This is a genomic window from Streptomyces sp. NTD91, assembly GCF_059510455.1.
In genome coordinates, this window is sequence record NZ_JCAJZW010000090.1 from 1 (window position 1) to 10450 (window position 10450).

The 10450-nt window shown below is 76.7% G+C and carries 2 protein-coding genes; both read right to left on the reverse strand.

Annotated elements, in window-relative coordinates; genetic code table 11:
- A partial coding sequence (locus tag AC5WRT_RS38345) for a beta-ketoacyl synthase N-terminal-like domain-containing protein (RefSeq protein ID WP_496101072.1) occupies positions 1-766 on the reverse strand: 766 nt, incomplete at its 3' end.
- Positions 767-848: 82 nt separating this feature from the next.
- Positions 849-10439 carry an SDR family NAD(P)-dependent oxidoreductase gene (locus AC5WRT_RS38350; RefSeq protein ID WP_496101073.1) on the reverse strand — a complete coding sequence of 3197 codons (9591 nt, stop codon included), beginning with the start codon at positions 10437-10439 and terminating at the stop codon, positions 849-851.
- Positions 10440-10450 lie beyond the last annotated feature (11 nt).

Consider the following 10450-nt stretch of genomic DNA (forward strand, 5'->3'; position numbering starts at 1 on the left):
GCTTGCAGCGGCCGTCGGCGGCCATGCCGCCCTGGCGGCTGAACTCGACGAAGGCGCCGGCGGTGGACATGACGGCGACGCCGCCCGCGAGGGCGAGGGAGCACTCACCCGCGCGCAGGGCGTGCACCGCGAGGTGGAGGGCGACCAACGAGGACGAGCAGGCGGTGTCGACGGTGACGGCCGGGCCCTCCAGGCCGAGGGTGTAGGCGACGCGTCCTGAGACGACGCTTCCGGTGTTGCCCGTGAGGATGTGTCCCTCGACCTCTTCGGGGATCTCGCCGAGCCCGGAGCCGTACTCCTGGTTGCTGGCGCCGACGAACACGCCGGTGCTGCTGCCGCGCAGGGCGGCGGGGGCGATGCCGGCGCGTTCGACGGTCTCCCAGGCGGCCTCCAGCAGGAGCCGCTGCTGCGGGTCCATGGCGAGGGCCTCGCGGGGGGAGATGCCGAAGAGGGCGGCGTCGAAGCGGTCGGCGTCGGCGACGAAGCCGCCCCGGGTGGTGGCGCTGCCCCGGCCGCCGTCGTGCTGGAACAGGCCGTCGAGGTCCCAGCCGCGGTCGGCGGGGAAGCCGGTCACGGCGTCCGTGCCGTCGGCGAGGAGCCGCCAGAAGTCCTCGGGTGTGACGGCCCCGCCCGGCCAGCGGCACGCCATCGCGACGACGGCGACCGGCTCGGTCATCGCATGCTCCAGCTGCTGGTTGTGCCTGCGCAGCCGTTCGTTCTCCCGCAGCGAGGCACGGAGGGCTTCGACGACTTTTTCGGAGGACATGCTCAGCTCCACACTTCGCACTTCGATGCGGTCACGGGGCCAGGGGCGGGCGGTGGGTGGGACGAGGGAGGGGGGAGGGCGCTCAGTCGTCGGCGCCCAGGGCCATGCGGACCAGGTCGTCGACGTCGAGGTCGTCGACGTCCACCTCCGCCTCGTCGGAAGCGGAGCGGCCGGTCGCGGTGGCGGGCCGGTTCCCGGTGCGGGGACCGGGGACTGCGGCGGGGGCCGCGGGGGCGAGGGCCATCAGGGCGTCCAGCAGACCCGACTCGCGGAAGGCGGTGATCGGGATGGACATGAGCAGCTCGCGGACGGTCGCTTCGTCGGGCTCGCCGACGGCGCTGCCCGTCGCCGGGTCGCTGCCGCTGCCGTCGCCGTCGCCGTCGCCGTCGCCGTCCGCGAAATGGTCGCGGCACAGGTGGTCGGCGAGGACGGCGGGCGTCGGGTAGTCGAAGACGAGCGTGGCGGGCAGCAGCACGCCGGTGGCGGCGTTCAGCCGGTTGCGCAGCTCGACCGCGGTGAGCGAGTCGAAGCCCAGCTCCTTGAAGGACTGGTCGGGGTCGATGCGGGCGGCGGAGGCGTGCCCGAGGACGGCGGCGGCCTGGCGGCAGACCTCCTCGACGAGCCTGCGGCGCCGTTCGGCGGCGTTCAGGCGGCCGACTTCCGTGGCGAGGCCGGCGCTGCCGCCGGAGCCGGTCGTCGCCGTCGCCGTGAGGTCTCGGACGGTCCGCCGGACGCGTGCCAGTGCGGCCAGCAGGGGGTGCACCGGGCCGTCGGCGCCGAGGCGGGCGGGGTCCACGGCCAGCGGGGCCTGGACGGCGTACGGCCGGTGCAGTGCCTCGGTGAACAGGACCAGACCCTCCTTCGGGCTGAGCGGCGGCAGTCCTGCGCGTTCCATGCGGCGGATGTCGGCGTCGGCGAGACCGCCGGTCATGCCGGCGACCTGGGACCAGGGACCCCAGGGCAGGGACAGCGCGGGCAGGCCCAGCGCGCGGCGGTGCTCGGCGAGCGCGTCGAGGAACGCGTTGGCGGCGGCGTAGTTGCCCTGGCCGGGTGCGCCGAGGGTGCCGGCGACGGAGGAGAACAGCACGAACGCCGAGAGGTCGAGGTGGCGGGTGAGGTCGTGCAGGTGTGCGGCGGCGTCCAGTTTGGGCCGCAGCACGGCCTCCAGCCGGTCGGGGGTGAGCCGGTCCACGACGGTGTCGTCGAGGACGCCGGCTGCGTGCACGACCGCGGTCAGCGGGTGGGCGCCGGGTACGGCGTCGAGGAGGGCGGCGGCCCGCTCCCGGTCGGCGACGTCGGCCGCCTCGATGCACACGTCGGCTCCGAGGGCGCGGAGTTCGTCGGCGAGCTGCCCGGCGCCGGGGGCGTCGGGGCCGCTGCGGGAGGCGAGCAGCAGGTGGCGTACGCCGTGTTCGGTGACGAGGTGGCGGGCGAGGAGCGCGCCGAGGCCGCCGGTGCCGCCGGTGACCAGGACGGTGCCGTCGGGGTCGAGCGGCGCGGGCATCGTGAGGACGACCTTGCCGATGTGCCGGGCCTGTGCCATGTGGCGGAACGCGTCGGGGGCGCGGCGGACGTCCCACGGGGTGACGGGCAGCGGGGTGAGGACACCGGCCTCGAACAGGTCGACGAGCGCGGTGAGCACTTCCCCGATGCGGTCGGGGCCGGCCTCGATCAGGTCGAAGGCGCGGTAGCGCACGCCGGGGTGGCGGGCGGCGACGTCGGCGGGGTCGCGGACATCGGTCTTGCCCATCTCCAGGAAGCGCCCGCCGCGCGGCAGCAGGCGCAGGGAGGCGTCGACGAACTCGCCCGCGAGGGAGTCCAGGACGAGGTCGACGCCGCGGCCGCCGGTCGCCTCGCGGAAGGCGGCCTCGAACGCGAGGTCGCGGGAGGAGGCGATGTGCGCGTCGTCGAGTCCGGCGGCGCGCAGGGCGTCCCACTTACCCGGGCTGGCGGTGGCGTACACCTCGGCGCCGAGGTGGCGGGCGAGCTGGGTGGCGGCCATGCCGACGCCGCCGGCCGCCGCGTGCACGAGGACCGTCTGCCCCGGCTCGACGCGGCCGAGGTCCACGAGGGCGTAGTAGGCGGTGAGGAACACGATCGGCACGGTCGCCGCCTGGGCGAACGACCAGCCGTCGGGGATGCGGGCCACGGTGCGGGCGTCGGCGACGGCGACGGGCCCGTAGGCGGAGGGGAACATGCCGAGCACGCGGTCGCCGACGCGCAGCCCGGTCACGCCGGGGCCGGTCTCGGTGACCACGCCGGCGCCTTCCAGGCCGAAGTCGCGGGCCGGGCCCGGGTACATGCCGAGGGCGTTGAGGACGTCGCGGAAGTTGACGCCCGCGGCGCGCACGGCGAGGCGTATCTCGCCCTCCTGCAGGGGGCGTTCGGCGTCGGGGGCGGGGACGAGTTCCAGTCCGTCGAGGGTGCCCTTGCGGACCGTGTCCAGTCGCCAGGCGGGCGTGGTCGTGCCGTGCGGCGGGCGCAGCGCGGCGGAGTCGTCGGTGCGGACGAGGCGCGGCGTGTGCACGGTGCCGTCGCGCAGGGCGAGTTGGTCGATCGGGCGGGCCAGTGCCGCGGGCAGCGCGGTGAGGGAGGCGGCGTCGGTGTCCAGGAGGGCGAACCGGCCGGGGTGTTCGGACTGTGCGGAGCGCACCAGGCCCCAGGCGGTGGCGGCGGCCGGGTGGCGGACGCCCGCTCGGGCAGGTCCGTCGGGCATGACGGTCTCGCGGGTCACCAGGACGAGCCGGGTGGCCTGCAACCGGGGCTCCTCCAGGAGGCACCGGACCAGGGCGAGGGCCCGCCGGGCGGCCTCGTGTCCGGCGCGGTCCAGGGGTGCGTCGTCGTGGGGCAGTACGGCGAGGAGCGTGCCGGGCACGGCGTCGCGCGCGGCGAGGGCGGTGAGGTCCGCGGTGTCGGTGACGACGGCGGTGACGCCCGCCGCGGCGAGGTCCGCGGCGAACGCGCGCCCCGCGTCGTCGCCGAGCACCGTCAGAGCCGCCTCGGCGCCCCGGTCGGTGGGCTGCGACTGCCAGTCGAGCCGGTACAGGTCGCCGGCGCCGCGGTCGGGGCGGGCGTGCAGCGCGTCGGGGTCGACGGCGCGCAGGGTGAGGGCACCGATGGAGGCGACGGCCCGTCCGGAGGTGTCGGCGACGTCCAGGGCGACGGCGTCGCCGTCGCGCAGGGACAGCCGTACGCGGACGGCGGTGGCGCCGGTGGCGTGCAGGGTGACGTCCCGCCAGGAGAACGGCAGCCGGCCCCGGGCGGAGTCGTCCAGCGGCAGGAACGCGGTGGCGTGCAGGGCGGCGTCGAGGAGGGCGGGGTGCACGCCGTAGCGGGGGGCGTCGGGGTGCGCCTGCTCCGGCAGGGCGATCTCGGCGTACACCTCCGTACCGGAGCGCCAGGCGGCGCGCAGACCTTGGAAGACGGGGCCGTAGCCGAAGCCGGCGTCGGCGAGGCGGTCGTAGGTGTCCTCGACGGCGAGTTCCTCGGCGTCCGCGGGCGGCCAGTCGGCGAGCGGCGCGTCGGGCTCGGGGACGGCGTCGGCGCCGAGGACGCCGTCGGCGTGGCGGGTCCAGGGCCGGTAGGGGCCGGCGTCGACGGGGCGGGAGTGCACGCTGATCCGGCGGTCGCCGGCGGCGCCGGGCGCGCCGAGCCGCACCTGCAGCGCGAACGCCTGGCCGGGGGCCGGCGCCAGCGGCTCCAGCAGGGTCAGTTCGACGACCCGGTCGCAGCCGGTGCGGGCCCCGGCGAGCAGGGCGAGGTCCAGGTAGGCGGTGCCGGGCAGGATGGCGGTGCCGCCGACGGCGTGGTCGGTGAGCCACGGCTGGTCCACCAGCGAGAGCCGGCTGGTGAAGACGTACTCGTCGGAGTCGGCGAGGTCGACGCGTGCCCCGAGCAGCGGATGCCCGGCGTCGGCGAGACCGGCCGCGGCCAGGTCGCCCGGGCCGCGGCGGCGCGTGCCGGGCCAGTAACGCTGCCGCTGGAAGGGGTAGGTGGGCAGGTCGACGACGCGGCCGGAGCCGGGCGCGGCGGCGGTCCAGTCGACGTCCACGCCGTGCACGTGCGCCTGTGCCAGTGCGGAGAGCAGGCTGCCGGTCTCGTCGCGGCCGGGGCGCAGCAGGGCGACGGCGGCGCACCGGTCGGGGGCGGTGACGGCGTCGGCGGCGAGCGCGGTGAGCGTGCCGTCGGGGCCGATCTCCAGATAGCGGGTGACGCCGGCCTCCTCCAGGGCGCGCACGCCGTCGTGGAAGCGGACGGCCTGGCGGACGTGGCGCACCCAGTAGTCGGGCGAGGCGAGTTCCGCGGGGGTGGCCGGGCGGCCGGTGACGTCGGAGATCAGCGGGATGACCGGCTCGCGGTGGTCCAGGCCGGCGGCGACCTCACGGAAGTCGTCCAGCATGGGCTCCATGAGCGGCGAGTGGAAGGCGTGGCTGACCCGCAGCCGCTTGGTGCGCCGGCCCAGGCCCTCGACCCGGGCGGCCGCGTCGAGGACGGCGGTCTCCTCTCCGGAGACCACCACCGAGCGGGGGCCGTTGACGGCGGCGATCCCCACGCCGTCGCTCAGCAGAGGCAGCACCTCCTCCTCGGTGGCCTGCAGGGCGACCATGGCGCCGCCCTCGGGCAGGGCGTCCATCAGCCGGGCGCGGGCGGCGACCAGGGTGCACGCGTCGGGCAGGGAGAGCACCCCGGCGGCGTGCGCCGCGGCCAGCGAGCCGATGGAGTGGCCCAGCAGGTGGTCGGGCGTCACACCGAGGGAACGCACCAAGCGGTACAGGGCCACCTCGAACGCGAACAGGGCGGGCTGCGCGTAGCCGGTGCGGTCCAGCAGGCGTCCGGCGCCGCCGAGGACGGCCTCGCGCAGGGGCGTGCCGAGGACGCCGGGCCCGAAGTGGGCGCACACCTCGTCGAAGGCGTCGGCGAACACGGGGAACGCGGCGTGCAGTTCGGCACCCATGCCGGGGCGCTGGGAGCCCTGCCCGGTGAACAGGAACGCGGTGCGGGCGGAGCGCAGCGCGGTGCCGCTCTCCTCGGCGCCCGGCTCGGCGGCGGCGAGCAGGGTGAGGTCGGCGAGCAGGTCGTCGCGGTCGCGGCCGAGCAGGACCGCGCGGTGCTCGAACGGTGTGCGGGTGGTGGCCAGCGAGTGGCCGATGTCGGCGGCGGACAGCTCCGGGTGCCGGGTGACGTGGTCGGCGAGCCGCGCGGCCTGGGCGCGCAGCGCCCGCGGGGAGCGGGCGGCCAGCGGCCAGGCGAGCAGACCGTGGGTCACCGGGCGGCCGGCGGCCGGGCGGACCCGTGCCGTACGGGCCTCCGCGGCCGACGTCGTACGGTCCTCGGTGACCGGCGGGGCCGGTGTCGTACGGCCTTCCGCGGCGGGCCGGACCGGTGTCGCGGCGTCGCCCTCGCGGGCGGGCGCGGGCGGGGCCTCTTCGAGGATGACATGGGCGTTGGTGCCGCTGAACCCGAAGGACGACACACCGGCGCGCCGGGGCCGGGCGGGGTCGTGCGGCCAGGGCCGGGCCTCGGTGAGCAGCCGTACCGCGCCGGAGTCCCAGTCGACGTGCGTGGAGGGCCGGTCGGCGTGCAGGGTGCGGGGCAGTTCGGCGTGACGCAGCGCCAGGACCGTCTTCATGACGCCGGCGACACCGGCGGCGGCCTGGGTGTGCCCGAGGTTGGACTTCACCGAGCCGAGCCACAAGGGGCGTTCGCGGTCCTGGCCGTAGGTGGCCAGCAGCGCCTGCGCCTCGATGGGGTCGCCGAGGACGGTTCCGGTGCCGTGTCCCTCGACGGCGTCGATGTCGGCGGGGGTGAGCCCGGCGTCGGCGAGCGCGGCGCGGACGACCCGCTCCTGGGAGGGACCGTTGGGTGCGGTGAGCCCGTTGGACGCGCCGTCGGAGTTGACGGCGCTGCCGCGGACGACGGCCAGCACCCGGTGACCGGCGCGGCGGGCGTCGGACAGCCGCTCGACGAGCAGCATGCCGGCGCCCTCGCCCCAGCCGGTGCCGTCGGCGTCGTCGGAGTAGGCCTTGCAGCGGCCGTCGGGGGAGAGTCCGCGCTGGCGGCTGAACTCCAGGAACGCGGCCGGGGTCGACATCACGGTGACACCGCCGGCGAGTGCGAGGTCGCACTCCCCCGCGCGCAGCGCCCGCACCGCCCAGTGCAGGGCGACCAGGGACGACGAGCAGGCGGTGTCGACGGTGACGGCGGGGCCCTCCAGGCCGAGGGCGTAGGAGATGCGGCCGGAGACGACGCTGGCGGCGTTGCCGGTGCCGAGGTAGCCGTCGACGCCCTCCGCGCAGGTGCGCAGCAGCGCGGTGTAGTCCTGGCCGTTGGTGCCGGCGAAGACGCCGGTGCGGGAGCCGCGCAGGGTGCGCGGGTCGATGCCGGCGCGCTCCACCGCCTCCCAGCACACCTCCAGCAGCAGTCGTTGCTGCGGGTCCATCGCCAGCGCCTCGCGGGGGGAGATGCCGAAGAACGCGGGGTCGAACCGGTCGACTCCGTCGAGGAACCCGCCGGTGCGGCTGTAGCTGGTGCCCTCGTGGTCGGGGTCGGGGTGGTAGAGGGAGCCGAGGTCCCAGCCCCGGTCGGTGGGGAAGCCGGTCAGGCCGTCGGCGCCGGAGGCGAGCAGTTCCCACAGCTGTTCGGGGGTGTCGGCGTCGCCGGGCAGCCGGCAGGCCATGCCGACGATGGCGATGGGCTCGTCGGCGCCGGCGCGCGCGGTGCGCGTACGGGCGGCGGCCTGCCGGCCGCGCCGCTCGCCGGCCGGCAGGGCGCGCAGCAGGTGGGCGGCGAGCGCGGCCGGGGTGGGGTGGTCGAAGGCGACGGTCGGGGCGAGCCTGAGACCGGTGCGCCGCTCCAGGGCGTTGCGCAGGTCGACCGCGGTGAGCGAGTCGAAGCCGAGGTCGCGGAAGGCGCGTTCGGGGTCGGCGGCCGGGGCGCCGGGCGCGTGGCCGAGGACGGCGGCGATCTCCGTCTGCAGCAGCCGCAGCACGGCGGTGGGCCGTTCGGCCTCTGGGAGCGCGGCGAGCGTCCGGGCCAGCCGTACGCCCGCCCGTCCGGCGGTCGCGGTACGGCGCGCGGGGGCGGCGGGGTCGCGCAGCAGGGCCGGGGTGGGTGTGGTGGTGGCGCGGGCGGCGGCGAGGTCCAGCCGGACCGGCAGCAGCACGGCCCGCTCCTGCGCCAGGGCGCGGTCGAGCAGGGCGACGGCGTCGTCGGTGGGCAGGGCGGCCACACCGGCACGGGCCATGCGGCCGCGGTCGGCGTCGCCCAGCCCGGCGGTCATGCCGCTGTCCTCGGCCCACAGCCCCCAGCCGAGGGCGTACGCCGGCCGGCCCTGCGCCCGCAGGGTGGTGGCCAGCGCCTCCAGGAAGGCGTTGGCGGCGGCGTAGTTGCCCTGCCCGGGCCCGCCGAAGGTGGCGGCGGCGGAGGAGAACAGCACGAACGCCGACAGGCCCAGGTCGCGGGTGAGCCGCTCCAGGTGCACCGCGGCGTCCGCCTTCGGGCGCAGCACGGCCGACAGCCGCTCGGCGGTGAGCGTGCCGATCACGCCGTCGTCGATGACACCGGCGGCGTGGAAGACGGCCCCGAGCGGGTGCGCCTCGTCCACGCCCGCCAGCAGTCCGGCCACCGCGGCGGGGTCGGCGACGTCGCACGCCGCGATCGTCACCTCCGCGCCCGCCTCTTCGAGCCAGGCGCGCAGCGCGGCGGCGCCCGGGGCGTCGGGGCCGCGCCGGCCGGTGAGCAGCAGATGCCGCACGCCGTGCGCGGCCACCAGGTGCCGGGCCACGGCCGCGGCCACGGGGCCGCCCGCGCCGGTGACGAGGACGGTGCGCTCGGGGTCGAACGCGGCGGCGGTAGCGGTCGTACCGGCCCGGTGGCGGGTGAGGCGGGCGCCGTACACGCGTCCGGCGCGCAGGGCGATCTCGGTCTCACCGTCGTCGAGGGCGTCCACGGCGGCGGAAACGAGCGTATCGCCCGGGACCTCGCCGTCGATGTCGACGAGCAGGAAGCGTCCCGGGTTCTCCGACTGGGCGGAACGCAGCAGACCGCGCGCGGCGGAGGCCGCGAGGTCGGCGACGGGCTCGCCGCCCCGGACGGAGGCGGCGTGACGGGTGACCAGGACCAGGCGGGCGCCCGCGGTCCGCTCGTCGGCCGTCCAGCGCCGCAGCACGTCCAGTGTCCGGGCGGTCACCTCGTGCACGCCGCACGGAAGTTCGGCGTCCTCCCCGCTCACGGGCAGGAACACGAGCTCGGGGATGCCGGCGCCGGTCGCGTCGAGGGCGGCGAACAAGGCGTCCGCGTCGGCGTACCGCACGGCGTCCGCAGCGACCGGGCCGTCACCGATGACTGCTGGCTGATCGGCCGTCAGAGTCCGTTGTGGCAAGGCTAGTTCAGTCCAGTCCACGACGAACAGATCGTCGTCGGCGGCGGCTTCGACAGCCGGGAGCGGCACCTCGGCGGCCGACGTGACCGTGACCTCGCCGACGGCGGCGACGGGTGCCCCGGTGTCGTCGGCCAGGTCCAGCCGCAGGGCGCCGGCGGCCAGCGGGCGCACCCGGATCCGCAGCGCCTCCGCTGAGGCGGCGTGCAGGGTGAAGTCCCGCCACGTCACGGCGACCGACCCGGCCCTGCCGAGCGCGGGGGTCGTGTGCAGGGCCGCGTCCAGCAGCACCGGGTGCAGTGCGACCCGCAGCGCGTCCGCCTGCAGCTCCTTCGGCACGGCGGCCTCGGCGTACACCTCGTCACCGGCCCGCCACACGGCGGTGAGCACGCGGAAGGCGGGGCCGTGATCGAGCCCGCGGTCCCGCGACGCCTCGTACAGGGCGTCGACCTCGGCGGGGTCCAGTTCCTCGACGTCGGCGGGGGGCCAGCAACTGGCGTCGCCGGCCGGCTCCGGGGACGCGGGCGCCCATGCGTCGGCGGGCGCGAGGACGCCGTGCGCGTGCCGGGTCCAGGGCCGCTCCGGGTCCTCGTCGCCGTCCGCCGCGGCGCCGGTCGCGGTGACCCGGCGGGAGTAGCAAGCGAACGGCCGGGTGTCGTCGTCGCCGGGCGCGTCCAGAACGACCTGCAGCTCGACGGACGTACGGTCGTCCAGGACGAGGGCCTGCTCCTGGTCGAGCGAGGCGACGTGGTCGCACCCGACGCGGGCGCCGAGGTGCAGGGCGAAGTCGAGGTACGCGGCCGTCGGCAGCACGGCCCGGCCGGCGATGGTGTGGTCGGCCAGCCAGGGGTGGCTGCGGGTGGACAGCACGGTGGTGGACACAACGGCGGACGAGTCGGCCAGGGTCACCACGGACCCCAGCAGCGGATGCCCACCGGCGCGTCGTCCGCTGCCGGGCAGCAGGTCGAGCCAGTACCGGCGCCGCTGGAAGGCATAGGTGGGCAGTGTGACGTTCTTCGCGCCGGGGAACAGCGTGGACCAGTCGGGGCTGAGCCCGTGCACGTGCAGCGCACCGACGGCACTCAGCAGGGCGACCTGCTCCGACCCCTCCTTGCGCAGCGCGGGCACCACGACCCGGGTGCCGCCGTCGAAGACCGACCGGGCGAGAGCGGTGAGGGTGCCGTCGGGGCCGACTTCGAGGAACCGGCTCACCTTGCGCTCGGCGAGCGCCTGGAGCGCGTCGGCGTAGCGGACGGTGCGGCGGACGTGGTCCACCCAGTACTCGGGGGACGTCAACTCCTCGTCCC